This is a genomic window from Lysinibacillus sp. GJ-1 (assembly GCF_021166035.1).
GTDB lineage: Bacteria > Bacillota > Bacilli > Bacillales_A > Planococcaceae > Lysinibacillus > Lysinibacillus sphaericus.
On the sequence record NZ_CP088912.1, the window covers coordinates 3,280,955 to 3,304,410 of the forward strand.

General features: G+C 38.9%; 26 protein-coding genes, 1 pseudogene and 1 other annotated feature. Of the genes and pseudogenes, 2 read left to right on the top strand and 25 right to left on the bottom strand.

The window, feature by feature from the left end; genetic code table 11:
* Positions 1-9 precede the first annotated feature (9 nt).
* Positions 10-2,277 (bottom strand): protein translocase subunit SecDF, encoded by a 2,268-nt coding sequence (gene secDF / locus LO754_RS16295; RefSeq protein ID WP_231784807.1) that lies wholly within the window; start codon positions 2,275-2,277, stop codon positions 10-12.
* Positions 2,278-2,566: 289 nt separating this feature from the next.
* Positions 2,567-2,920 (bottom strand): post-transcriptional regulator, encoded by a 354-nt coding sequence (locus tag LO754_RS16300; protein WP_231784808.1) that lies wholly within the window; start codon positions 2,918-2,920, stop codon positions 2,567-2,569.
* 93 nt (positions 2,921-3,013) lie between these two features.
* Between LO754_RS16300 and LO754_RS16305 the strand changes: the two genes are divergently transcribed.
* Positions 3,014-4,531, top strand: a complete 1,518-nt coding sequence (locus LO754_RS16305; protein WP_231784809.1) for an oligosaccharide flippase family protein — start codon at positions 3,014-3,016, stop codon at positions 4,529-4,531.
* Here the strand turns inward: LO754_RS16305 and LO754_RS16310 are convergent.
* From LO754_RS16310 to LO754_RS16345, 8 genes are all read right to left on the bottom strand, one after another.
* Positions 4,528-5,163: a DUF421 domain-containing protein gene (locus tag LO754_RS16310; protein ID WP_024363167.1), complete on the bottom strand. Its 636-nt coding sequence runs from the start codon at positions 5,161-5,163 to the stop codon at positions 4,528-4,530. The two genes, LO754_RS16305 and LO754_RS16310, sit on opposite strands and share 4 nt — an antisense overlap.
* Before the next feature lie 142 nt (positions 5,164-5,305).
* The gene (yajC, locus tag LO754_RS16315) at positions 5,306-5,572 is read right to left on the bottom strand and encodes a preprotein translocase subunit YajC (RefSeq protein WP_024363168.1); all 267 of its coding nucleotides are present in this window, start codon (positions 5,570-5,572) and stop codon (positions 5,306-5,308) included.
* Positions 5,573-5,719: 147 nt separating this feature from the next.
* Entirely contained in the window at positions 5,720-6,865 is a 1,146-nt protein-coding gene (gene tgt, locus LO754_RS16320) for a tRNA guanosine(34) transglycosylase Tgt (RefSeq protein ID WP_231784810.1), read from the bottom strand.
* 118 nt (positions 6,866-6,983) lie between these two features.
* Positions 6,984-8,027 carry a tRNA preQ1(34) S-adenosylmethionine ribosyltransferase-isomerase QueA gene (gene queA, locus LO754_RS16325; RefSeq protein ID WP_024363170.1) on the bottom strand — a complete coding sequence of 348 codons (1,044 nt, stop codon included), beginning with the start codon at positions 8,025-8,027 and terminating at the stop codon, positions 6,984-6,986.
* Between the two features lie 18 nt (positions 8,028-8,045).
* Positions 8,046-9,050 (bottom strand): Holliday junction branch migration DNA helicase RuvB, encoded by a 1,005-nt coding sequence (ruvB, locus tag LO754_RS16330; protein WP_024363171.1) that lies wholly within the window; start codon positions 9,048-9,050, stop codon positions 8,046-8,048.
* Positions 9,051-9,068: 18 nt separating this feature from the next.
* Positions 9,069-9,689 carry a Holliday junction branch migration protein RuvA gene (ruvA, locus tag LO754_RS16335; RefSeq protein ID WP_108029854.1) on the bottom strand — a complete coding sequence of 207 codons (621 nt, stop codon included), beginning with the start codon at positions 9,687-9,689 and terminating at the stop codon, positions 9,069-9,071.
* 113 nt (positions 9,690-9,802) lie between these two features.
* Positions 9,803-10,681, bottom strand: a complete 879-nt coding sequence (locus LO754_RS16340) for a phosphotransferase (RefSeq protein WP_320407259.1) — start codon at positions 10,679-10,681, stop codon at positions 9,803-9,805.
* Complete coding sequence (locus LO754_RS16345) at positions 10,671-11,717, bottom strand: LysM peptidoglycan-binding domain-containing protein (protein WP_231784811.1); 1,047 nt, start codon at positions 11,715-11,717, stop codon at positions 10,671-10,673. The genes LO754_RS16340 and LO754_RS16345 overlap by 11 nt, the downstream gene beginning before the upstream one ends.
* Before the next feature lie 143 nt (positions 11,718-11,860).
* On the opposite strand from LO754_RS16345, the gene LO754_RS16350 reads away from it, so the two are divergent.
* Positions 11,861-12,394: a transcription repressor NadR gene (locus LO754_RS16350; protein ID WP_024363175.1), complete on the top strand. Its 534-nt coding sequence runs from the start codon at positions 11,861-11,863 to the stop codon at positions 12,392-12,394.
* A 147-nt stretch (positions 12,395-12,541) separates the two neighbouring features.
* Here LO754_RS16350 and LO754_RS16355 read toward each other — a convergent pair whose 3' ends face one another.
* The 15 genes and pseudogenes from LO754_RS16355 to LO754_RS16425 all read right to left on the bottom strand — a co-directional run bounded on the left by LO754_RS16355 (position 12,542) and on the right by LO754_RS16425 (position 22,978).
* Positions 12,542-12,940, bottom strand: coding sequence for a thiol-disulfide oxidoreductase DCC family protein (locus LO754_RS16355; protein ID WP_231784812.1), 399 nt, complete (start codon positions 12,938-12,940; stop codon positions 12,542-12,544).
* 22 nt (positions 12,941-12,962) lie between these two features.
* Positions 12,963-13,844 (bottom strand): prephenate dehydratase, encoded by an 882-nt coding sequence (gene pheA, locus LO754_RS16360; RefSeq protein WP_231784813.1) that lies wholly within the window; start codon positions 13,842-13,844, stop codon positions 12,963-12,965.
* 341 nt (positions 13,845-14,185) lie between these two features.
* Complete coding sequence (locus LO754_RS16365; RefSeq protein WP_024363178.1) at positions 14,186-14,641, bottom strand: ACT domain-containing protein; 456 nt, start codon at positions 14,639-14,641, stop codon at positions 14,186-14,188.
* Positions 14,642-14,665: 24 nt separating this feature from the next.
* Positions 14,666-15,955, bottom strand: coding sequence for a GTPase ObgE (obgE, locus tag LO754_RS16370; protein ID WP_024363179.1), 1,290 nt, complete (start codon positions 15,953-15,955; stop codon positions 14,666-14,668).
* 5 nt (positions 15,956-15,960) lie between these two features.
* The gene (locus LO754_RS16375) at positions 15,961-16,488 is read right to left on the bottom strand and encodes a Spo0B domain-containing protein (protein ID WP_025220117.1); all 528 of its coding nucleotides are present in this window, start codon (positions 16,486-16,488) and stop codon (positions 15,961-15,963) included.
* Positions 16,489-16,625: 137 nt separating this feature from the next.
* Positions 16,626-16,925, bottom strand: coding sequence for a 50S ribosomal protein L27 (gene rpmA / locus LO754_RS16380; protein ID WP_024363181.1), 300 nt, complete (start codon positions 16,923-16,925; stop codon positions 16,626-16,628).
* Complete coding sequence (locus LO754_RS16385; protein ID WP_024363182.1) at positions 16,922-17,278, bottom strand: ribosomal-processing cysteine protease Prp; 357 nt, start codon at positions 17,276-17,278, stop codon at positions 16,922-16,924. The genes rpmA and LO754_RS16385 overlap by 4 nt, the downstream gene beginning before the upstream one ends.
* 14 nt (positions 17,279-17,292) lie before the next feature.
* Positions 17,293-17,601 carry a 50S ribosomal protein L21 gene (rplU, locus tag LO754_RS16390; protein ID WP_010860053.1) on the bottom strand — a complete coding sequence of 103 codons (309 nt, stop codon included), beginning with the start codon at positions 17,599-17,601 and terminating at the stop codon, positions 17,293-17,295.
* 14 nt (positions 17,602-17,615) lie between these two features.
* Positions 17,616-17,691 (bottom strand) — a sequence feature (ribosomal protein L21 leader region).
* Between the two features lie 45 nt (positions 17,692-17,736).
* The gene (locus LO754_RS16395) at positions 17,737-18,243 is read right to left on the bottom strand and encodes a zinc metalloprotease (RefSeq protein ID WP_231784814.1); all 507 of its coding nucleotides are present in this window, start codon (positions 18,241-18,243) and stop codon (positions 17,737-17,739) included.
* A gap of 92 nt (positions 18,244-18,335) precedes the next feature.
* Positions 18,336-18,890 (bottom strand): M23 family metallopeptidase, encoded by a 555-nt coding sequence (locus tag LO754_RS16400; RefSeq protein WP_024363184.1) that lies wholly within the window; start codon positions 18,888-18,890, stop codon positions 18,336-18,338.
* Between the two features lie 127 nt (positions 18,891-19,017).
* Positions 19,018-19,815: a septum site-determining protein MinD gene (minD, locus tag LO754_RS16405; RefSeq protein WP_024363185.1), complete on the bottom strand. Its 798-nt coding sequence runs from the start codon at positions 19,813-19,815 to the stop codon at positions 19,018-19,020.
* A gap of 1 nt (position 19,816) precedes the next feature.
* Positions 19,817-20,485: a septum site-determining protein MinC gene (minC, locus tag LO754_RS16410; protein ID WP_024363186.1), complete on the bottom strand. Its 669-nt coding sequence runs from the start codon at positions 20,483-20,485 to the stop codon at positions 19,817-19,819.
* A gap of 29 nt (positions 20,486-20,514) precedes the next feature.
* Positions 20,515-21,034 (bottom strand): annotated as a pseudogene (gene mreD / locus LO754_RS16415) (rod shape-determining protein MreD).
* A complete protein-coding gene (gene mreC, locus LO754_RS16420) occupies positions 21,034-21,945 on the bottom strand; it encodes a rod shape-determining protein MreC (RefSeq protein WP_024363188.1) in 912 nt (303 codons plus the stop codon). Before mreC ends, mreD begins: the two are co-directional and overlap by 1 nt.
* Before the next feature lie 13 nt (positions 21,946-21,958).
* Positions 21,959-22,978: a rod shape-determining protein gene (locus tag LO754_RS16425; RefSeq protein ID WP_024363189.1), complete on the bottom strand. Its 1,020-nt coding sequence runs from the start codon at positions 22,976-22,978 to the stop codon at positions 21,959-21,961.
* Positions 22,979-23,456: the final 478 nt, after the last annotated feature.

The following is a 23,456-nucleotide window of genomic DNA, read 5'->3' on the forward strand; positions in this document are numbered from 1 at the left end:
ATACCAATATCATACAATAGGTTCATCTGTACCCCATTGTTTTTTCTCTTTTTTGTGTAGCTGTCCATCTGATTTTTTCATTTCACGAATTTTTAATGAATACCAGATTTGAGCTGCGATACAGATAGAAGAATACATACCTGTAATTAAACCAATCAATAACGCGATAGAGAAGTTTTGAATAGACGGTGCTCCAAAAATTAATAAAGTTATAACAACAATAATAACTGTTAAGACTGTATTAACAGAACGTCCCATTGTTTGGCGAAGTGATTTATTGACAATATTCGCCAATACTTCACGATCTTTAATTATATCATAACGATCTAAATTTTCACGCATACGGTCAAAGGTAACAATCGTATCATTAATGGAATAACCAACAATTGTTAACACAGCCGCAATAAACGTAATATCTACTTCTAAACGCATGAAGCTAAAGACGGCAACAATTAAGAATACATCATGCAATAATGAAACAATTGCACCAACCCCCATGCGCCATTCAAAGCGAATTGCCACATAAATGATGATTCCAAGTGCTGCGATAGACAATGCCTTAATGGCATTCTTTACAAGTTCCTTACCAACTGTAGGCGATACGGTACTTATAGCTGGTTCATGGCCATATTTTTCGGTAGCTTCTTTTTTGAATTTTAAAATTTCTGCTTGCGATAGGTCATCTTTATAGCGGATAACTGCTGTATTACTTTTCTCACCAGAGAGTATGATATCTTCTGATGTAAAGTTGATGCTATCTAAATATTTGGATACTTCCTTTTGTGTTAAGGTTTGATCAGATTCAATTTGGACACGAGTACCGCTTGAAAAATCAATACCTAGGTTTAGGCGGAAAATACCAAGAACAACTAAACCAGCCACTAAAATGCCTAATGAAAACGTATAGAATTTCTTACGGTTGTGAACAAAATCAAATCGATCAAATTTTGTTGATAAATCTAGTGTACCAATATTTTCATCCAGACTATGCTGTTTGGACTTTGCAATACCAAACCATGCTGGATTATTGAAATAACCACTGTTAACAAGTAGCCCTAATAGGACGCGAGAACCCCAAACTGCTGTTAAGAAGCTCAGTAGGATACTAATAATTAATGTTGTAGCAAATCCTTTAACAGAGCTTGTTCCCCAATGATACAGTACTGCTGCAGCTAATAAAGTTGTTAACTGTGCATCGACAATCGCTGATAAAGATTGTTTAGAACCAATTTGGAAGGCTTGTTTAACAGAATAGCCTACTCGAAGCTCTTCACGAATACGTTCTGCCGCTAAAATATTGGCATCTACAGCCATCCCTATACCAAGCACAATGGCCGCAATACCTGGAAGCGTTAAAACCGCATTAATCCAATCAAATACCACCAATACAAGGAATGTAAACACAGCCAGTGTAATGATGGAAATAAAGCCTGGTAAACGATAGTAGGAAAGCATAAATAAGAAAATAATTACTACGCCGACTATACCAGCAAAAATAGTGCTTTTCAGTGCTGCATCGCCGAACTGAGCACCAACAGAAGTCGAATAAATTTCATCAAGCTTTACAGGTAATGCCCCAGCATTTAAAATATCTGCTAAATTTTTAGTTTCTTCAACAGAGAAATTACCACTAATCATAACATCTGTGGTATTTAATGTTTGAGTTACAGTTGCTGCAGATGCATATCGTGGTTTCGCTTTTTGTGACTCTGCTTTATAGGAATCGACACCCTCTTCAAAATCTAACCATACAACTAATAAATTTTGACCTGCAGGTTTCGCCGCAATTTTACTTGTTATATCAGCAAATTTTTTCGCATCTTTTAAAGTTAAAGAAACAATTGGACGATTTTGTTGGTCAAAGGAGTCTTTAGCACCATTTGCCTTTAAATCGTCTCCATCCAATAATAAATTATCATCGACATCGCGGAATGTTAAATTAGCAGACGTAGACAATAATTTACGTGCGGATTCTTGGTCCTCGACACCTGCTAATTGCACACGAATACGATTCTTGTCCTCAACCTGAATACTCGGTTCACTAACCCCCATAGTATTTACACGTTCACCAAGTGCAGTTGTTGTTGCTGTAACAATTTCTGGTGTAATTTTTTGTCCTTCTTTTAATTCATTTACCTCGTAAAGCACCTCAAACCCGCCCTGTAAATCAAGACCAAGCTTAATGTCCTTTAAGACGTCGTTTGCAGTCGTACTAATTCCTGCTGCTAAAAGCACTAGAATTAATAGGTATGCAACTATACGACTTTTTAGTTTCATTGAAAATCCTCCTCGAAATGGTGTAAGGTTTTCCTTACACGCCAAACAAGTAACTAGCAATACCTTTTGAAACGATTAATCCTCCTTTTCCTTAGAATCATGTTACCTGTGTCTCAAAAGGTTGCTTAACTTATTTCATTCGTTCATAACGCGCAAGTTTATCTTTGTATTATTAGGTACTAAACTTCCTAATGCAAGTAATATCGCATAGCAGGTTTAAGTAAACAGGTATTCAAAATAAAAAAAGCGCAACACACTCATTATGAAACACGTTGCGCTTGGTGTCAATTCAACACTGTAGTATTCTTATTAATCTTTTACAGAAACGACATATTCTTCTTGTGTTTTTAATGGTAAGCAATGATTTTAATTCCTCGGTGTTTATTTCTGCAAACCAATTATCACTTTGTAAAAACTCTACTTGATTGAATGATACAATATCAGACGGCGATACTGCAAATATAGTTGCGATAATTTCATATAATCGTAATTGCTCAACATTTTTTGCGCCATTTTTTTCTACACAATAACGCCATAATTCTTCTGCGGAAATCGCATCATATTTATAATACTTAAACTCTGCAATCTTACTATCAATTGCCGGACGAATTTTTTCAAATAGTTGTGCATGTTGCATACTCATTTTGAATCATCTCCAATCAAAGTTGTATCGTAAGAAGTGTTTGCATACAAATAGTGTAAATGAATTTTTGCGGCTTGAGAAGGGACGGATGGCATGAGTTCTTTTGTACGAGGTACACTATTTTTAATGTTTGTTATTTTTTTATCTAAACTTTTTGGCTTCTTTTATAGAATGCAGTTTATGCGCATTGCTGGTGAAGAAGCAGTCGGTATTTATATGACCGCCTATCCTGCATTTATTTTCTTCATCTCACTCATTCAACTTGGACTACCTATCGCTGTAGCAAAAATTGTGGCAGAATTACTAGCAAAAAATAAACGTGAAAGCATTTTTGGCGTGATGCGTACGGCAATCATTTGGTCATTTATTGGCATGATTGTTTTTATGCCACTTTTAGCACTAACAATACCTTATATTTCTACTACTCTGTTACATAATGAACAAACAACATTTACACTTTGGATTGCACTGTTTGCCGTGCCTGTTTCGGTCGGTTCAGGATTGCTCCGCGCTTATTTACAGGGCGTTGCTAAAATTACACCAACTGCTTGGGCACAAATGCTTGAACAAGTTGTCCGCATCGGCTTTATTACCTTTATGCTACCATTGGTTGCAGCTTATAATAATGCTTCCATAACGGCGGCTTCTGCTATGGGTATCACCCTTTTAGCTGAAGTTGTTGCGTTCCTGTATTTATGGCTACATTACGCCGTTTCAAAGAGGAGATTATTACCAAAGAAAAGCAAAGTGGAGTCTTATCCGGCTTCACCAATGCTTCGGGTAGCCATCCCATCTGCAGGAAGCAAACTATTTGGCTCCTTCACTTGGTTTTTAGAACCGATTATTTTTTTAAAAGCATTAACGATGGCAGGATTAACGGCCTCTGCCGCTACTATTTTATATGGGGTCATTTCAGGTGTTTTAGTGCCCTTGCTACTATTCCCAGCCTTTGTGTCTACAGCACTTTCTATTGTCCTTATTCCTGCTGTTAGTGATGCTGTTGCACGCCAACACAATGCGCTTTTACAGGAACGTATTTCCGTTTCGTTGCGCTTATCTTCTTTAGTAGGCTGCATTGCCGCCACATATTTTTTCGTTCACGGTGACGAGCTAGCCATGAAATTATTTCATCTAGAAGAAAATCGAGGCTATGTGAAAATTTTAGCACCTATATTTTATTTTTATTATATTCAAAGTCCATTACATTCCATTTTGCAGGCCGTTGGTGAGGCGCGCGCTGCCATGATGAACTCCATTTATGGTGGACTCGGTAAACTATTCGTTATGTTTGTACTGTCCTCTCAACCTGGCATCCAAGAAAAAGGAGCTGTTGTAGCCATTGGCTTCGGCGTTTTACTTACATCATTCTTGCATATTGCTACGGTCAGACAGCGCAAAAATTTACGCGCCGGCTTCCGTATGTTTGTTGTCCCTTATAGTTGCTTCATTGCCGTTTGTATTGCCCAATATTTCTTTATGCAAATACTGCCACTACCTTTTATTTTAAGTAGTTGTGTCACATTATTTTTACTATTTACGTTATTATTAATGTCCAATCAATTGCGTTTTACAGATTTCCACTATATTCGGAAATTAGCGAAGAAGGTCTAATGTTCCTTCAATTGAATATGAAGTCGATTGTCCTCCCATATACAAAAGAACACGGTACTACTATCATGAATATTACTTTTAGCTAACTCATCCATTAACCATTTTTCATCTTTATGGATAAGCATTAAATGTCGGTCTTGGATATCACCATCGATAATAAGCGGATAGACAAAAGCCTTTTCATCTTTTTTATAAACGGAAAGATTACCAGAAGGCTCTAAATAGGCATAAGCTATTTCCGTAACAGAGGAGATGCCATTTTCACGTAGTTGCTGGCAAAGGTCATCTAAATTATAGCGCTGTTTTCGCATCTCGCTTTCTTGGATAATTCCATCTTTGACAAGCAGAGCTGGATCGCCATCAACTAAATCACGTATTTTCTTATTCTTCAACGATAAATAAGCACTCAATATTTGAATAAAGAGCAAAATAATAATCGGTAAAATAGCATTAAATAATGGGTTTTCATAATCATCTAGCGCAAAGGCAGCTACTTCTGCAATCAAGACGAAAACGACTAAATCGATAACAGATAGTTCACCGACTTCTCGCTTGCCCATTAATCGAAAAACAATAAGTATAAAAACATATAAAAAGCATGTCCTAAAAATAATTGCTAAATATTCTTCCATACGAACACCCCCACTCTATCAAGGTGACCGTATCTGTTGCTTTTTATACAAAAAAGTGTGGCAAAATTATACGCATTTCGACATAGCTTTTAAAATGGCAAAGGCGTTGTCCAAAGGTTATTTGGGACAACGCCTAATCATATTAAACTTGATCATTTACGACACGTCCAATTGCTTGACGGTCAAATTTAACGCGCACATTATCAGCGATTACTAAAGTGACAGCTGTGTCCTCAATTGAGTCGATAACACCATGTAAGCCACCGATTGTAATAACTTTATCTCCACGCTGTAAGCTACTTTGCATATTTTGCGTTTCCTGCTGTCTTTTTTTTGCAGGACGGATTAAAATGAACCACATCGCCACGAACATCAATATGATCGGTGCAAATCCTAATATTGATTCCATATTCAAAATGCTAGCCCCCTTTCCAAATCTCACTTTTTTAGTATAGACTATTTCACCCTAAAAAAGCGATGAACAAGCCCAAAATTTTTCTATATTATCAATAGTTTTTCTATAACAGGTAAATTTTCGCTAAGTGCTATTCCAATTTTAGAAGTTTTTTGCATTCGGTTCATTAAAACCGTATTTTTCGAAAAATTCTTCTCGGAAATCACCTAGACGATCCTCACGAATGGCCTCACGCACTTGCTCCATTAACTTCAGTAAAAAATGTAAATTATGATAAGAAGTTAAACGAATACCAAATGTTTCTTCCGTGCGAATTAAATGACGCACATATGCACGTGAATAGTTTTTACAAGTATAGCAATCACAATTCGGATCGATTGGACCAAAATCACGGGCATATTTAGCGTTTTTAACAACTAAACGTCCTTCAGACGTCATTAATGTACCATTACGGGCAATTCTTGTCGGTAATACACAGTCAAACATATCAATGCCTCGAATAGCGCCGTCAATGAGAGAATCTGGAGAACCTACACCCATTAAATAGCGCGGCTTATTTGTCGGCATTAACGGTGTTGTAAACTCTAGCACTCGATTCATCACATCTTTCGGTTCGCCTACTGATAGGCCCCCTATTGCATAGCCTGGAAAATCGAGTTCTACTAACGCTTCCGCAGAACGACGTCGTAATTCTTCGTATTCTCCACCTTGAATAATACCAAATAATCCTTGCTCTTCTGGACGTGCATGTGCTTCTTTGCATCGCTTTGCCCAACGAGTCGTTCTATCAACGGATTTGAGCATATAGTCATATGTTGCAGGGTAAGGCGGACATTCATCGAACGCCATCATAATATCCGAGCCTAAATCATTTTGAATTTCCATCGCCTTTTCTGGACTTAAAAACAGCTTATCCCCATTTAAATGATTACGGAAGTGCACACCTTCCTCTTCAATTTTACGGAATTGACTTAACGAGAATACTTGGAAGCCACCTGAATCCGTTAAAATTGGGCGATCCCAATTCATAAACTTATGCAGGCCACCTGCTTCCTTCACAATATCATTACCTGGACGCAGCCATAAATGGTACGTATTTGAAAGAATAATGCCTGCATTCATTTCTTTTAATTCTTCTGGAGACATTGTTTTAACAGTTGCTTGTGTCCCTACAGGCATAAATGCTGGTGTTTCAAAAGAGCCATGTGGTGTATGGACAATGCCAAGACGTGCTCCTGTTTGCTTACATGTATGAAGTAGTTCATAACGAATTGCTGGTTGTGTCATAAAATGTTAAATCCTCTCTTATCTAAAGTAAAAACAGTACTCCGATTTCTTGCTTGATTATGCTATTGAACAAATCAAAATCCTGTTGCATCTCTTATGATGATGCAACAGAAGTGAATTATTTTTGTAAACTAGGACGTATAAACATAGCATCACCAAAGCTAAAGAAGCGATATTTTTCTTCTACTGCTTGATGGTAGGCGCTTAAAATCGTATCTTTCGTCGCAAGTGTACTGACAAGCATTACTAATGTTGACTTTGGTAAATGGAAGTTTGTAATTAAACCATCCACCACTGTAAATTGATAGCCTGGATAAATAAAAATAGATGTCCATCCTTGCTCTGCGCGGACTTCTCCATATTTAGAACCAATTGTTTCAAGTGTTCGAGTAGATGTTGTACCAACAGCAATGACATGTCCGCCATTTGCTTTTACACGGTTAATCGTAGCCGCAGCTTCTTCTGTCACACTATAAAATTCAGCGTGCATTTCATGGTTTTCGATCGAATCTACACTTACTGGACGGAAAGTTCCAAGTCCAACATGTAGTGTAATAAAAACAATCTCGACACCTTTTGCTCGTACTTGCTCTAATAATTCTTGTGTAAAATGAAGACCAGCTGTAGGTGCCGCTGCCGAGCCACGTTCTTTCGCATAGACAGTCTGATAACGCTCACTATCATCTAATTTTTCGCGAATATATGGAGGTAATGGCATTTCGCCAAGTTGCTCTAAAATTTCATAGAAAATGCCTTCATATTTGAATTCAAACATACGACCACCGTGGTCTAACTCTGCTGTACAAGTTGCTGTTAGTAAACCGTCTCCAAATGTGACAACGGTACCTACTTTAACACGTTTCGCTGGTTTTACAAGTGTTTCCCATTCATCCGTTCCAGCCGTTTGCTTTAAGAGCAATACTTCAATATGGGCACCCGTTTCTTCTTTTACACCCATTAAACGAGCAGGTAATACTCTTGTATCATTCAGTACTAGACAGTCACCAGCATGTAACTCCTCTAAAATATGAGCAAAATGATGATGCTCGACTTTCTCTGAGCCCGGTGTCACAACCATTAACCGACTTGCCGTACGATCGACAAGGGGCGTTTGTGCGATAAGCTCCTCTGGTAATTCAAAATCAAAATCTTCTACACGCATGAAAAAAACTTCCTTCTTTTATGTTTGTTGTGGATAATCATATCCAAAATGTTCGTAAGCCAGATGCGTTGCGACACGTCCACGCGGTGTACGTTGAATAAAGCCAATCTGCATTAAATATGGCTCGTACACATCTTCTATCGTCACACGTTCTTCACCAATGGAAGCAGCAAGTGTATCTAAGCCTACTGGGCCACCACTGAAGCGCTCAATCATATTGGTCACAAGCTTATGGTCAATATGGTCAAGCCCTCTAGGATCCACTTGTAAAAGCTCTAGCGCTTGCTTAGCAAGGTCCTCCGTTATCATACCATCTCCAAGCACTTGTGCATAATCTCGCACTCGTTTCAGTAAACGGTTAGCAATACGTGGTGTACCACGAGAACGTCTCGCCATCTCGCCTGCCGCTATTTGCTCAATATCCACATCAAATAAATGGGCACTTCTAACGACAATTTCAGCAAGTGACGTATTATCGTAATACTCTAAACGTAGCAGTACACCAAATCGATCTCGTAGCGGGGCCGATAACGCACCGGCTCTTGTCGTTGCACCAACAAGCGTAAAAGGTGGCAATTCAAGACGAACCGAACGCGCTTCCGGTCCCTTTCCAACAACAATATCTAAGCAAAAATCCTCCATAGCTGGATATAGCACTTCTTCAATTGCACGTGGAAGACGATGAATCTCATCAATAAACAATACATCCCCAGGCTCCAACGAGCTTAAAATCGCGGCTAAATCTCCTGGACGCTCAATGGCAGGACCACTCGTCATACGAACATTAACATTCATTTCATTTGCAATAACCGCGGCTAATGTCGTCTTTCCCAATCCAGGAGGACCATATAATAGTACATGATCTAAACTTTCCTGCCGAAGCTTTGCCGCTTCAATGAAAATTTGTAAATTTTCTTTCACCTTTTGCTGCCCAATATATTGTGCTAATCTTTGAGGTCTAAGAGATAATTCAAATTGTTCATCATAACGGCCAGCTTCACTCGCTATCATACGTTCCGACATGTACCTGCCTCCCTTCTATTATTTCAGCTTTAATAACAACTGCAATGCTTGCTTCATATACGCATCTGTTGTTTCCAGCTTGTCATTATCTTCTAGTTGTGGTCGGATTTTATCGAGTTCTTTTTCCGAGTATCCGAGAGCCATTAATGCTAGAATGGCTTCTTCTAGTTCATGTTTATATGGATTAACGCCGAATAAAGGCAGCTCATCTTCCGAACTAGGTAGTTCCATTGTGTCTAGTAAAGATCCAAGTTTACCTTTTAAATCTAGAATCATTTGACGCGCTGTCTTTTTACCAACACCTGGAAATTTCACTAAAAACGTTTCATCTTCTCGTTCAATGGCACCAATAACTTGTTGCGGGTTACCGGTCGCTAAGATTGCTAGTGCACCTTTAGGTCCAATGCCTGACACTAAAATTAATTTTCGGAATAACTCTCGTTGGTCTAAATTCGGAAAACCATACAGCACTTGTGCATCTTCCCGAACATGCAAGTGTACGTAAATTTGTTGTTCAGCTGCCGACGCACGAAATGCAAATGGGTTCGGTGTATTCAATTGCCAACCTATCCCTTGTTGCTCAAGCACGACATATTCTGGCGTAATACGCACTACTTGACCTTTTAAATAATCATACATAGTATATCCCTCACATTCATCGTCTTCGATTATAGCATATAGCGAACGAATGCTCGACTATATGCAATAGCAATAGTGCCGATTCCATGCAAAAATGACCGCCTCGGGGACGGTCATCTCTTCATCACTCTATCAATATCGTACCACAGTTTCGGCCAGTATGTTAGCGCTCGCTTAGTAAATGGTATCAAATAATCTAAAAATACTAGCTGTTGTTCTAAAGGTAAATCTATAGCAAATAACCATTCTCGCAACAGCTCATTTGGAAACTTTAAACGATGGAACTTCCTTTTATCTAACCGTTCAAGCGCTGGCAATTCTCTTAAAATACTAGCAAGATCATAATCTACTGCGGGCAACACGCGATGCAGCCATAATATATACTCATCATCCGCTTCTCCGAGATGGGCTAAGTCAAAATCGATTAAACGTAATTCACCATCTGTACACCATAAAAAGTTATGGTGCACAACATCACCATGCAATAGCGTGATGTCTTTTTCCGGCACATCTTCTAGTTCCATTAACTGCAAAGCCTTTTCGCTAAAATGAATAATTTGCTCCACTTCTTCTCTCGTTAAAAATGCTCGCAAGTCATTTCGCCTACTTTTAAAACGCATATGACGCATCTGCCATTTTAAAAGCTGAGAAAAGGTATGCAAACCTGGTACTCGTTGCCACGCAATTTTTTGGTTCGTGTCATGCAAATCGATTAATAGCTTTAAAGATTGTTCCCTATCTTTTTTATAAGCAAAATTCGCACTATGACTTCCCTCTTGCCACATTTGAACAATGAGTTGATCATCATCACTTTTTACTAACGGCAGGACGAGTGAGGGTTCTAGTCGTCCCAAATGGCGATGAATTGCCCTCACTTTATCTGCTATTTCTAACTGCTTTGCTCGTTTTACAAAATAATGTTTAGATTGATATTTATACTTCCAAATATTAGGCTTTACTTCCTCGACAATATAGGCTTTTTTACCATCGATAAGGCGTCATCCCGCCTGGGAAAAAGTGCGGTGACATCCATGGTCCAGCTGAACATGGTGGCGGACAATGGCATGGGTCAAATTGCCAATTTGGCATCATTACCGGCTGAGAGCCACATCCACAAGATTGCCCCATTCCGTGCTGTGCGCCGCATCCACAAGATTGATTCATTGGCATCATTGGCATCATTGGCATTTGCTCAAATTGAGGTTGCATTTGTCCGGCATTCGGATTAAAGAATGGTGATGTGCTCGATTCTAGGAAATTTTCTCCTCCAACCGCATTAGCTGGCATTGCACAATGCATCGGTTGTTGTTGGGGCATTGCACATGGCATCGGTTGCTGTTGAGGCATTACACATGGCATCGGTTGCTGCGGCATTGTGTAAGCCTCTATTTGTGGTTGCATTGGCATATGCCACCACATTTGATGATGCACTGGCTGATGGCAACTAGAACAATGAGGCACCATCGGCATATGCGGTACATGTTGAACTGGTGGCGCTGGTGCTGGTGCTGGCGGCGGCGGTGGTGGTGGTGGCGGTGGCGGTGCTGGTTGTGCTACTGGTGGTGCTGGTATAGGTGCCGGTTGCTGCGGCATTACTAATTGTTGATTCCAGCTAAGTTCTACTGGCTGTGGCACCCACATCGGTTGCTGTGGTTGCGGCATCGGCATTGGCATCGGCATCGGGAATGGTATTGGTATCATTTGCGGCTCTGGCATCGGCATCGGTGCTGGTGGTTGAACCACAATCGGAGGTGGTGCCGGCATCGGCTTTTGCACCTCTTTTTTTACACTTTCCTTACTTGGCCTTGTTTGAGTAGTAGGCATCTCTTTATGGACTTGTGTTTCCTTATGTGTTTCTTTATGAGTTTCCTTATTTATTTTTTCAGGCAAAATAATTTCCATGCCCGGAACAATATAATCAGGGTTGGCAAGATGGGCATTGAGTCGTTTTAAGTCCTCAAATGAAATACCGTACTCCTTCGCAATCTTCCACAATGTATCTCCCTTTTGAACAATATGAATACGCAATTTTTTCCTCCCTTCCTCTCTACGTATCATATGTTCAATGTTTCATTTGGATACAAAAAATTCACGCATGGTGGAAATGCTTCATGGTACACTAATGCATAAGGAATACTACTTCCTTTATTACACGGCAGAGGTGATCTTTTATGAAAAAAATGTTAGGCGAGGAACGCCGACTGCAACTTCTAGAACTGCTAAAAAAAAGCAACACACCTATTACTGGGACAGACTTCGCTAAATTTGCAAATGTTTCTAGACAAGTTATTGTGAATGATATGACATTATTAAAGGCTAGAAACGAACCAATCATTGCAACAAGCCAAGGCTATATTTATATGCACCAAGAGCAACTCAATCAAACTGTTGAACGCACGATCCCTTGTTTTCACACACCTGAAGACGCCAAAGACGAATTATTAACTATCGTGGACTGCGGTGGTACGGTTAAAAATGTGATTGTTGAGCACCCCATCTACGGAGAAATTACCGCTTCTTTAATGGTCTCCAACCGTCATGATGTCGATAAATTTGTACAACGTGTAGACGACACACAAGCCAATTACTTATCTGCACTTACAGGCGGCACACACCTTCATGTTATTTCCGCTCCATCCATGGAAATTTTAGACTTAATAGAGCAGTCCTTACAAAAAAAAGGCTATCTAATCACAGATCAATAATTGGCGTGCCAGACACGCAAACAATTCTGAAAATTTAAACGCAAAATCCACTCCGATTTCCTTACAGCACAACGTAAGCAGCCAGCTAGCACATAGCTTGTAGCGACTTACGTTCCTGTAGAATTCGCAGTGGATTTTTTGTGCTGATTATCGTTGTTCCAGAAAACGCTCGCGTTGTGATGGTGAAGGTAAAAAACAAGCTTGCTTTTGACCAAAAAGACGATAGCGATTTTTAGCAAAAAGTTGATAGGCAGTGTTTCGTATACAAGGTGGTATAGCAATCAACACATAAAGCACAGGCCATAAGCCATCTAAGTGTCTAGTAATGTTAAGTGCTGCCGTCGATTCAACGTATACTTTTCCTTGCTCAATGTAAATCACACTATTTATATTTGCTGGTACCTTGTATTGTTCAAGAAGTGCTTGACCAACTTCACTTTGAATCGAAGCAAACTTAAAAAACGCCGCTCGGTCACGTTTAATAATAAATTGCACACTACTATTACAAAAATTACAAATGCCATCAAATAATATAATGCCACCCACATCAATCACCCCTAAGTTGCTGTTATTCTTCGTCAGACTTTGTTAAATACGTAAAGTATGTACCAAGTGACTTCACCTTGCAACCAAGCGCCGCCAGTTCCTCCATAGCTCCACGCATCATCGGGTCTTTTTCATCTGCTAAAACATCAATCATGAAGAAATAATCTCCAAGACCTGTTTTTAATGGGCGTGATTCAATTTTACTTAAATTTAATTGTCGCCATGCAAATACCGATAAAACTTGGTGCAAAGCCCCTGATCGATCTGTCGGTAATGTAATCATGAAAGTTGTCTTTGCTTGCCCTTCTGATAATTCCTGTGGTAACCGCTTATTTTGCTTTGATAATACAAAGAAACGAGTATGATTAAAATGAAAGTCATGAATATTGTCTTGCACGATAGTTAAACCGTATTTTGCTGCGGCTGCTGCATTACCAACTGCAGCAATACATTTTTCAGGATTTTCGGATACAAATTTTGCAGCGGCTGCTGTTGATGTTGTTTGATGTAACGGCACATCACTAAAACGATAAAATAAATATTTGTGGCATTGAGCTAATGCATGCGGATGCGAATAAACACCTTCAATCGATTCCCAATTGTTCTTCTGCGCTTCATTGACCATTAAATGTTGTTGAATTTTCAGCTGTAGTTCACCTGTTACATAAAGCGTTGCCTCGTGGAATAAATAATCCAGCGTCAGCGGAACTGAGCCCTCTAGTGCATTTTCTAATGGTACAACTGCTAAATCAACTTTCCCCTCTGCCACTGCCTCAATGCATTCTGGAATTGTTGCACATGGGACAAGCCAGTCAGTTGGAAAAATAGATTTTGTTGCTAAATATGTAAATGAAGCTTCTGGTCCTAAATATGCAATACGCTTTTCCCACTGTTGCTCTGTCATCAAAATGACCTCCTCCGCTACAATGCGTAGTATATTAAACATTTATAATGTTTGGAAAACTCTTGCTAAAAAAGAAGAGGCTATGTAAAACAGCCTTCTCTAAAAAGTATTGTGAAAATACGTACTGCTTTTGCTAGCTGTTTGAAATGGAATTGTACATTTCTATAGCAGCTTTTACAAATTCCGCAGTATTTCTGCAGGATAGCGAATTAAGCGAAACCCCACTGAGGTTTTTACTTCGGCGAGGCTTGCTCATCGCATGCGGAAAGGAAGCGAAATTTTGTATCAACATCTACCAGCATGAACTACTAAAAGACAAAGGGGCTTTACAAACTGCCCCTTTACAACGCACCAGAACTAATGACCTCAGCTGACTCTACGAAATCTAACCTTTTTAACTGCTGTATTAAGTCATCAAGTTCAGAAGTCATGCTCGTCACATCCAATGATAATGTAACATTTGCACGTCCTTGAATTGGAATTGTTTGATGAATTGTCAGTACATTACAATGCGAATTTGTCACAGTTTCTAATAGCTTTGCCAATGTTCCTTTTCGATCTTGAAGCTGTAAAAAGACTGTTAAAATGCGCTCCTGTACAATGGAGTGAAAAGGAAATACAGCATCACGATATTTGTAAAACGCACTGCGCGATAAATCCACTTGCTTGACCGCATCCCAAATGGAGGATACTGAACCACTCGAAAGTAAGTGCTTCGCCTCCAACGTTTTTTGCATAGCATCCGTTAATACATCTTCACGAACTAAATAATATCGCTGATTCGCAACATTCTTCATACGCTTCCCCCTAAAACACCTGTCTTAATCTACAAATTCAAACTCAAACTCTTGCAGACGAACTGTATCACCATTTTGTGCACCACGTTCACGCAATGCCTCATCCACACCCATACCTCGTAATTGGCGAGCAAAACGGCGAATACCATCTTCACGACTAAAGTCAGTCATTTTAAATAAACGTTCAATCGAGTAACCACTAATGATAAATGTGCCGTCATCATCACGTGTAATCTCGAAATCTTCACCTTGTGATTCATGCTTGTACATTACTGTTGCGTCCGATTGTTCCTCTAATTCATCAAATAGAGGGAACTCAGGCGTTACTTCAAGTAAATCGGCAATTGCAAATAACAATTCTTTTAAGCCTTGGCGTGAAATCGCTGAGATTGGGAAGATTTGCACATCTTCGCCCACCTTTTTGCGGAATTCCACTAAGTTTTCTTCTGCTTCTGGCATATCCATTTTATTTGCTACAATAATTTGAGGACGCTCCGTTAAACGAAGGTTATATTGTTTTAACTCCTCGTTAATTGTTAAATAATCTTCGTAAGGGTCACGACCTTCCATACCTGACATATCGATTACATGCACAATGACACGTGTACGCTCAATATGACGTAAAAATTGATGCCCTAATCCTACCCCTTCATGCGCTCCTTCAATAAGCCCAGGTAAATCTGCCATGGCAAAGCTTCGGTGATCTTCTGTTTCAATCATCCCTAAATTCGGTACGATTGTTGTAAAATGATAAGCACCAATTTTTGGTTTTGCAGCAGACACAACTGATAATAGTGTTGATTTACCAACACTTGGGAAACCTACTAACCCAACATCTGCTAGCACTTTTAACTCTAATATAACATTTAATTCTTGTCCTGGCTCACCTTTTTCAGAAAGTTCAGGAGCAGGGTTGGCTGGTGTTGCAAAGCGAGAATTCCCACGTCCACCACGACCTGCTTTTGCTATAATGGCTTGTTGACCATGCTCAACTAAATCCGCGATAACAGCCCCTGTTTCTTCATTCATTACAACTGTACCTGGTGGCACCTTAACAATTAAATCTTCAGCGCGTTTTCCGTGCATCCCTTTACTCATCCCGTGCTCTCCACGATCAGCTTTGAAATGACGTTTATAACGGAAATCCATTAACGTACGTAGACCTTCTTCTACTTCAAATACTACGTTCCCTCCGTGACCACCATCGCCTCCAGCTGGACCACCATTTGGTACATATTTTTCACGGCGGAAGGCAACCATTCCATCACCGCCATCGCCACCTTTTACATATATCTTTACGTGATCGACAAACATTTATTTCACTCCCTATTTGCACTCAACACATATTGCCAGCACGTATTTGTCTGCACAATTGTTTGAATGTCGAATTGTTTCAAACCTTTTTCGGTGAATGCGTCTGCACTCCACAGTCCATTTAGCGTAAATGCCAAAACAAATGTATGATCGTCAACACGTACATCAATCGCTAAGCTCTGCTCCGTAAATGGATCTAATGTATCATAAACATGCATAACTGTTTTGTTTAAGTACTCTACAACATCCTTGTCAATATTATTTGTGACTGGTTTTTTGATCTCACCATTAAGCTCCAGCGGTAACGCCGGATAGCGCCATCCTGCTGTTTGTAGCCACTCCATTGTTTGTGGTAATTGTAGACGATTCATGATAGACAATACTCGTAGCTGTTCCGAATAATGTTGAATAAGTTCTTTCGATTCATCAATTCTACCTAAATCTAAATTCATGCGAATCAGTTGAAGTTGATTCACATAATCATGATTTGCAAAACGTAGTACCTCACTAATGGTTAGTGATTGATTGTTCATCCCATTCACTCCAATAAAGTTATCTTAACTAGTATAACAAGTTTTGATGTATTTTTCCCTTAATTCTTCATTGAAATTTAGCCAAAAAAAGGACTGCAATAAATGCAGTCCTCCGCTTTATGTCTACTTTATTAAAATTAAGCTTCTTGTGTAGCTGGGTATACTGATACTTGTTTGCGATCGCGACCTAAGCGTTCGAATTTAACAACGCCGTCCACTTTAGCAAATAGTGTATCATCACCACCACGACCTACGTTTGTACCTGGGTAAATTTTTGTACCGCGTTGACGGTAAAGAATAGAACCACCAGTTACGAATTGGCCATCAGCACGTTTAGCGCCAAGACGTTTAGACTCAGAGTCACGTCCGTTTTTAGTAGAACCTACCCCTTTTTTCGATGCGAAAAGTTGAAGGTCTAATGCTAATAACAATTTCATTCTGTTCCACCTCCTACTTGGTTGTAGTTGATTTGGATATATTGTCCGTAATTTTGCACCATAGAATACACTTGAGCAGTCATTACTTGGACAATTAATTGTAGTTTTGTATCAATTTCAGGCTCTAAATCTGTTGGTAAATCTACCTTTAGGTAGCCTCCACCTTCAGCTGCTTGTTCAACTTCTGGTTGTAATTGTAGTAGCGCATAAATTGCATTTACCGTGCCAATCGCAATGGTAGATGCACCTGCACATACTAAATCTTTACCTGATTCGTCGTACTCAGCATGTCCTGAAAATTCAAATGCAGACACATGTCTATTTTCATCATGATGTATCGTAACTTTTATCATGTTACACCTCACAATTAAGCATTGATTGATTCAACAACTAATTTTGTATAAGGTTGACGGTGACCTTGTTTACGACGGTAGTTCTTTTTAGCTTTCAATTTGAAAACAACGATTTTCTTTTGACGGCCTTCTTTCACAGCTTTAGCTGTTACTGTAGCGCCTTCTACGAATGGAGCTCCAACTTTTACGTTTTCGCCACCTACGAATAGAACTTTATCGAAAGTTACAACCTCGTCAGCTTCTACGCCTAATTTCTCAACATAGATTTCTTGACCAGCTTCTACTTTGATTTGTTTACCACCAGTTTCAATAATTGCGTACATTTTACTGCACCTCCTCTTAGACTCAGACTCGCCTGTATATGAAGGTGATCCAAAGATACTTAAACCTTCCCAGAGCGGTTGTAGTAGCACGGGTGCTACAAACAATAACATTAAAATACTACCACACGAATTCTATCAAGTCAACCTGTTCATTACATATTTCTCAAATGCTACACGATACTTGCGATATTTCCATTCTTTTAGTACTTGTAGCCATATAAATAGGCAAAGAACAGCTAAAAAAATGGATTGTGGTAAATTTATTAAAGTTATTATGAATAGTATAGAGGCAAAAATAAGAGAAAGCGAATAATAATATTCAACTAATCGCACACTTGGATAAAATAAAAATAACCATGCTAACACTATTCTGCCACCGTCGAGTGGAATGATTGGTAAGAGATTGATTGCTAGCAACACCAATTGTACATTAATTAATCGTGTTGCAATTAACTCTGGCATGAAAAAAGCAAGGCCAATCCCCAGTATTGTGGCGATTGGTCCTCCTAGTGCAATCCAAAGTAGTGAAGATGTCTGCACAGCTGCTGGATTTTCAAATTCAATTTCCCCTCCATAAGGTGAAATAACACATGATTTTATCTTAACACCGCAAAGCATTGCGACCAATAAATGCCGCTTCATGCCAGAGCAACGAAGTTAAAATAATTGCATAGTAAGCAATTTGGCCACTCAAAATCATGAAAAAGATTAGAGGGATACAGAGTAAGTGCAATTTAACTTTCATCGGTCTCCGTCGATTCAATCCACTGTACAATTTGTTCTAGATTATAATGAGTTTTTTCCTTTTCAATCGAAATATAGAGTTGTCCAGTCTGCTTCATGCCAATTAAATCATTTGCCTGTACAGTCGTATATGGAAGCTGTGCTAAACTATCAAGCATGCCATAAGTGACCGTTGTACCATCCTCATAGCTAATCGTCATCGTTTTACCTGTATATTTTGTATGACCTGTAAAAACAACGAGTCCACTTTGCCCCGCATAAACAGGGAGACCCACTTCATATTGCAACAAAAAACCTTCTTTAAAAACTTGCGCATTGGCGAATGTTAATAGCTCAGTTTGTCCCACATCACTTGAAACCATTATCGTTTCATCCTCTTTTTTAAGCAAACTTTTTCCGAGCTCGCTTAAATATGTCATATCTGCCGATGTTGTTACAAGCTTTCGCACCGGTGTTGCTATTACACCTTGGTCTTCTAATCGAATTACTAGTATGATTGTAGCCACAAGCAAGATCATAACAACCCATTTCCATTTTTTAAACAAGCTCTCATCCTTTTTTCACACTATATGAGGCAGCATGTCCATTCATGCACAAAAAACGTGCCAGTCACTCACACAATTCAACGGAACATAAAAAACCTTTCCGCGCAAACGCACGAAAAGGTTTAAATTATCTTGAAAACAATGCTTTAATTTTTGAGAACATGCCTCTTTGCTCATCCTCAATAGCCATGAGCGGCACAGATTCACCTAAAATACGGCGCGCAATATTACGGTATCCTAAAGATGCTTTATTCGCTGGATCCATTACGATTGGCTCACCTTTATTTGAGGAAGAGATAACACCTTCACTATCAACGATAATCCCCAACAGGTCAATTGACAAGTGTGTTGTAATTTCATTGACATCTAGCGTATCGCCATTTTTCATCATATGCTGACGAATACGGTTAATGATCAGTTTCGGCGCAGTAATTTCTTCCTGCTCAAGCAGTCCGATAATTCGGTCCGCATCACGAACAGCAGAAATTTCTGGTGTCGTCACGACAATAGCATGGTCTGCACCAGCTACTGCATTACGATAGCCTTGCTCAATTCCAGCTGGACAATCAATTAAAACATAATCATAGTCTCTTTTTAATTCCTCTATTAAGCTCTCCATTTGCTCAGGTGTGACAGCATTCTTATCTGTCGTTTGAGCAGCAGGTAATAAAAATAGTTTATCATCTACACGTTTATCTTTAATTAACGCTTGATGGATTTTACAACGTCCTTCAACAACATCAACTAAATCATAAATAATACGGTTTTCGAGACCTAGAATAACATCTAAATTTCTCAAGCCAATATCTGTATCTACTAAACATACTTTTTTCCCTTGTAGAGCCAATGCAGTCCCGAGGTTAGCCGTTGTTGTCGTTTTACCGACACCGCCCTTACCTGAGGTTATGACGATTGCTTCTCCCACACTAGCTTCCTCCCTTAGACACATTTAACAATGGTCGAATATTTTTTAACGCATGAATTTGATCGTACGTAATACGCCCATCATAGCCGATAAATGCACAAGCCATGTCTGCTTGATTAATCGCTTTTACATGTTCATCTGACATTGCCTCAACTTGATCGGCAATCATTATATGTGTGGCTTCTAAACGAGATGCCGCAATAATCGCTTCCTTGTTGCCATGTACACCTGCATGCACAATTCCCTTGAGCCTACCAAGGACATATACATTACCACCAGCTTCTACACGTCCATTCGGATTCACATTCCCCACAATTACTAAATCCCCCGAGGCACGTAGAATTTGTCCCGACCTGACCACTCCTACATATGTATCTTGTTGGCTTTCAATCATTTTCTGGTTGCTTTCATGGACAGTCAGTACTTCACTTTGCACTTTTGCTACAATTAGCTGTTCCGATTCTTGAACAATTTTTACTAGCTCTTTTACTTGTTCATCAGAACAGTATCGATAGCCTAAATGTAATTGAACATCTACCTTGCCATCGATACCGCCTTCTGAAACTTTTCGTTTTAGCTCTTCTACTAAATCGGCATACGAACATTGATCGTCTAAACGAAGAACAAAACCGTCCTTTGTTCCCTTCATATTAACTAATTGTTTTTTCATGAATGCCTCACCTCACGTTGCTCTTGTTATTAAGAAACTTCACGTGCTCTCTGTAAGACACGCGCATTAATTAGATACTTGAAAACCAAGAATCATTAAAAATAATGTATTAGCAATGATTGTTGGTAGTAGTCGTGATTGTAAGAATTCCGTTAACGGTATTGTTGTAAAAGCGATTAGATAGAAGAATTGATAGAGTACGAATTCTAAAATTGCTACTAAAACAACTGAAATAGTTGTGGTCACAACTAAGTGCTGATGAATTATTTTCACGATAGACCCTGCTAAAAAACAAATAAGTGGATAGAGTACCGAATATAATCCAATAATATCAATGTAAAACACATCATACAAGACACCAAAAAAAAGTCCATACATTACCGCACGTTGACGGCTGTAATAGATGGATATAAATATTAAGTATAAAATTAAAAATCGGGGTACTAGATAATAGATATGTCCACTTACTTCAATCGGTGAAAGCATAGCAAACTCTGGTTCTAGTAAAAATAGCAATACTGCAACAGAGGGAATGAGAAATCGAACCATTACTTTTCCCCCTCTACAGTAGCCTTTTGTGGATTTGATAAATCTACATTTGTCGCGTCACCATCTGAACCATCAATAACTGTCAATGTTCGTTTAGCTATCACAACATTTTCTAAAATTGAAAAATCAGCAGATGGTTTTACATAAGCCATTTTGGTTAAGCCAAAATCATCTGTACTTACTTCTGTAATTTCTCCAATTGGTACACCTTTAGGGAAAATACCGCCAAGACCAGAAGAAACTACTTTTTCTCCTTCTTTCACCGTTAAGCTAGAATCGATTCGCTTCATAATGAGTTCATTTCGTTCTTTATCAAAGCCCTCGATTAAACCGTATGCTTCTTTTTCTCCTAAAACCATCGCGGAAACACGGTAGTTAGGATTGTTTGTATATAAAAGCTCTACTTCAGATGTGAAAGGGGTTACTAGCGTGATTTTACCAACTAGCCCTTTCGCTGTCATAACTGCCATATTTTTTTCTACCCCATGAGAAGAACCTTTATCTAAAATAATTTTTTCTTCCCATTGGTCAGGATTTCTAGCAATAACCGTTGCTTGAATTGGATTAAAAGCTTTTAAACTTTCCGCTTTAGAAAGTTCCATTAGCTTTTCATTTTCAGATTTTAAAACCAATGCTTCGGCTTGTACAGCTGCAAAATCTTCTAAGCGTGCTTTTAAACGTTTATTTTCTTCGTACGTGTTTAAGAGGGAGTCAATATTATTAAAAATACCAGTTATGTAATTTGCCGGCTTCGCAACAATAGATTGTGCGACGCCGACTGTATCTTTAATAATTTGCTCTGGTAAAGTTGCATTCGTCCGATCTCGTAATGAGAAGCTAATCAATGCCACAAGAAAAACCATGCCCACAAGTAGCAGTATTACTTTCTTATTGAAAAAAAACTGTGGCATTGCCTAAACCTCCTTACCCTTTTACTTGTTGTTGACGAATTAAATCAATATGATCTAATGCTTTACCTGTCCCAATAGCTACACAATCTAATGGATCTTCAGCAATAAACACAGGCATATTGGTTTCACGGCTAATAACTTTGTCTAAGTTCGTTAATAACGCGCCACCACCTGTTAACACGATACCTCGCTCCATAACGTCAGCAGAAAGCTCTGGAGGTGTTTGTTCCAACGTTTTTCGTACACCGTCAATAATTGACGATACCGCTTCACGCAATGATTCTGAAATTTCCTTAGATGAAATTTCAATCGTTTTTGGTAAGCCCGTTAATAGGTCACGACCTCTAATCTCCATTTTTTCATCTGGACCTTCAGCAAATGCTGTACCAATCTCCATTTTTACTGCTTCAGCCGTACGCTCACCAATCGTTAAGTTATACGATTTACGGATATATGAAATAATCGCTTGATCCATTGCATCCCCACCGACACGTACAGACTCACTTGTTACGATACCACCTAAAGAAATAACTGCTACCTCTGTTGTACCACCACCGATATCAACTACCATAGACCCTGTTGGATCCCAAACAGGTAAGTTCGCTCCAATAGCTGCTGCAAAAGGCTCCTCAATTGTAAACGCTTCTTTTGCACCTGCTTGGCGAGAGGCATCGATAACTGCGCGTTGCTCAACCGATGTAATACCATATGGCACACAAATCATTACATTCGGTTTTTTCCAATTACCGCCAGAATTTTTACAAGCTTCTTTTAAGTAATATTCAATCATCGCTGTTGTAATATCAAAATCAGCAATAACGCCATCTTTCATCGGACGAATCGCCACGATAGATCCAGGTGTACGGCCAATCATATTTTTTGCATCATTACCAACTGCAACGATATCTCCTGTTTTTGTATTCTTTGCTACTACAGAAGGTTCGCGTAAAACGATGCCCTTCCCTTTAATAAAAACTAATGTATTCGCTGTGCCAAGGTCAATCCCGACATCTTTACTACCTAATCCAAACAAATTGTGTACTCCCTTTCTATTTAAGCCATACTATCGTTGACATAAAATCATACCGTTCATTATAACGGATAAATGCAAGAATTTGTAGTGCCACATACCGCTTCTTGCAGAAAACTTACTATTTTAATTCCCTCGTAAACTAAAAATAGTACGTATAGATTAGCATATTATTTTTTTTCATGTAAGACAACGCATTATAGGCTACCAATTTTTGTGAATGCTATAGATATTTCTATGAATACAATAACGTCATCCAATTAAAAAGGTTCGTTTTGAGTTAACCCACTTTTAAATTTGCTACAACTATACTACTTCTAGATTATACTATAAAAATTTTATCTTTTAAAAACTGATATCTTCTTTGGAAGTATTTACAACCACTTTAAGACTTTGAGACCTTCTGCAGAAATCTAAAAAGCTCTGCAAATATATGCAGAGCTTAAGCTTGTCCAAATAACTTCAATGCGCATTATGATGT

Excerpts from the sequence above, each read along its gene's own strand:
- secDF (WP_231784807.1), bottom strand. The coding sequence starts at position 2,277 with ATGAAACTAAAAAGTCGTATAGTTGCATACCTATTAATTCTAGTGCTT.
- LO754_RS16300 (WP_231784808.1), bottom strand. The coding sequence starts at position 2,920 with ATGAGTATGCAACATGCACAACTATTTGAAAAAATTCGTCCGGCAATT.
- LO754_RS16305 (WP_231784809.1), top strand. The coding sequence starts at position 3,014 with ATGAGTTCTTTTGTACGAGGTACACTATTTTTAATGTTTGTTATTTTT.
- LO754_RS16310 (WP_024363167.1), bottom strand. The coding sequence starts at position 5,163 with ATGGAAGAATATTTAGCAATTATTTTTAGGACATGCTTTTTATATGTT.
- yajC (WP_024363168.1), bottom strand. The coding sequence starts at position 5,572 with ATGGAATCAATATTAGGATTTGCACCGATCATATTGATGTTCGTGGCG.
- tgt (WP_231784810.1), bottom strand. The coding sequence starts at position 6,865 with ATGACACAACCAGCAATTCGTTATGAACTACTTCATACATGTAAGCAA.
- queA (WP_024363170.1), bottom strand. The coding sequence starts at position 8,027 with ATGCGTGTAGAAGATTTTGATTTTGAATTACCAGAGGAGCTTATCGCA.
- ruvB (WP_024363171.1), bottom strand. The coding sequence starts at position 9,050 with ATGTCGGAACGTATGATAGCGAGTGAAGCTGGCCGTTATGATGAACAA.
- ruvA (WP_108029854.1), bottom strand. The coding sequence starts at position 9,689 with ATGTATGATTATTTAAAAGGTCAAGTAGTGCGTATTACGCCAGAATAT.
- LO754_RS16350 (WP_024363175.1), top strand. The coding sequence starts at position 11,861 with ATGAAAAAAATGTTAGGCGAGGAACGCCGACTGCAACTTCTAGAACTG.
- pheA (WP_231784813.1), bottom strand. The coding sequence starts at position 13,844 with ATGACAGAGCAACAGTGGGAAAAGCGTATTGCATATTTAGGACCAGAA.
- LO754_RS16365 (WP_024363178.1), bottom strand. The coding sequence starts at position 14,641 with ATGAAGAATGTTGCGAATCAGCGATATTATTTAGTTCGTGAAGATGTA.
- obgE (WP_024363179.1), bottom strand. The coding sequence starts at position 15,955 with ATGTTTGTCGATCACGTAAAGATATATGTAAAAGGTGGCGATGGCGGT.
- LO754_RS16375 (WP_025220117.1), bottom strand. The coding sequence starts at position 16,488 with ATGAACAATCAATCACTAACCATTAGTGAGGTACTACGTTTTGCAAAT.
- rpmA (WP_024363181.1), bottom strand. The coding sequence starts at position 16,925 with ATGAAATTGTTATTAGCATTAGACCTTCAACTTTTCGCATCGAAAAAA.
- LO754_RS16385 (WP_024363182.1), bottom strand. The coding sequence starts at position 17,278 with ATGATAAAAGTTACGATACATCATGATGAAAATAGACATGTGTCTGCA.
- rplU (WP_010860053.1), bottom strand. The coding sequence starts at position 17,601 with ATGTACGCAATTATTGAAACTGGTGGTAAACAAATCAAAGTAGAAGCT.
- LO754_RS16395 (WP_231784814.1), bottom strand. The coding sequence starts at position 18,243 with ATGAAGCGGCATTTATTGGTCGCAATGCTTTGCGGTGTTAAGATAAAA.
- minC (WP_024363186.1), bottom strand. The coding sequence starts at position 20,485 with ATGAAAAAACAATTAGTTAATATGAAGGGAACAAAGGACGGTTTTGTT.
- mreC (WP_024363188.1), bottom strand. The coding sequence starts at position 21,945 with ATGCCACAGTTTTTTTTCAATAAGAAAGTAATACTGCTACTTGTGGGC.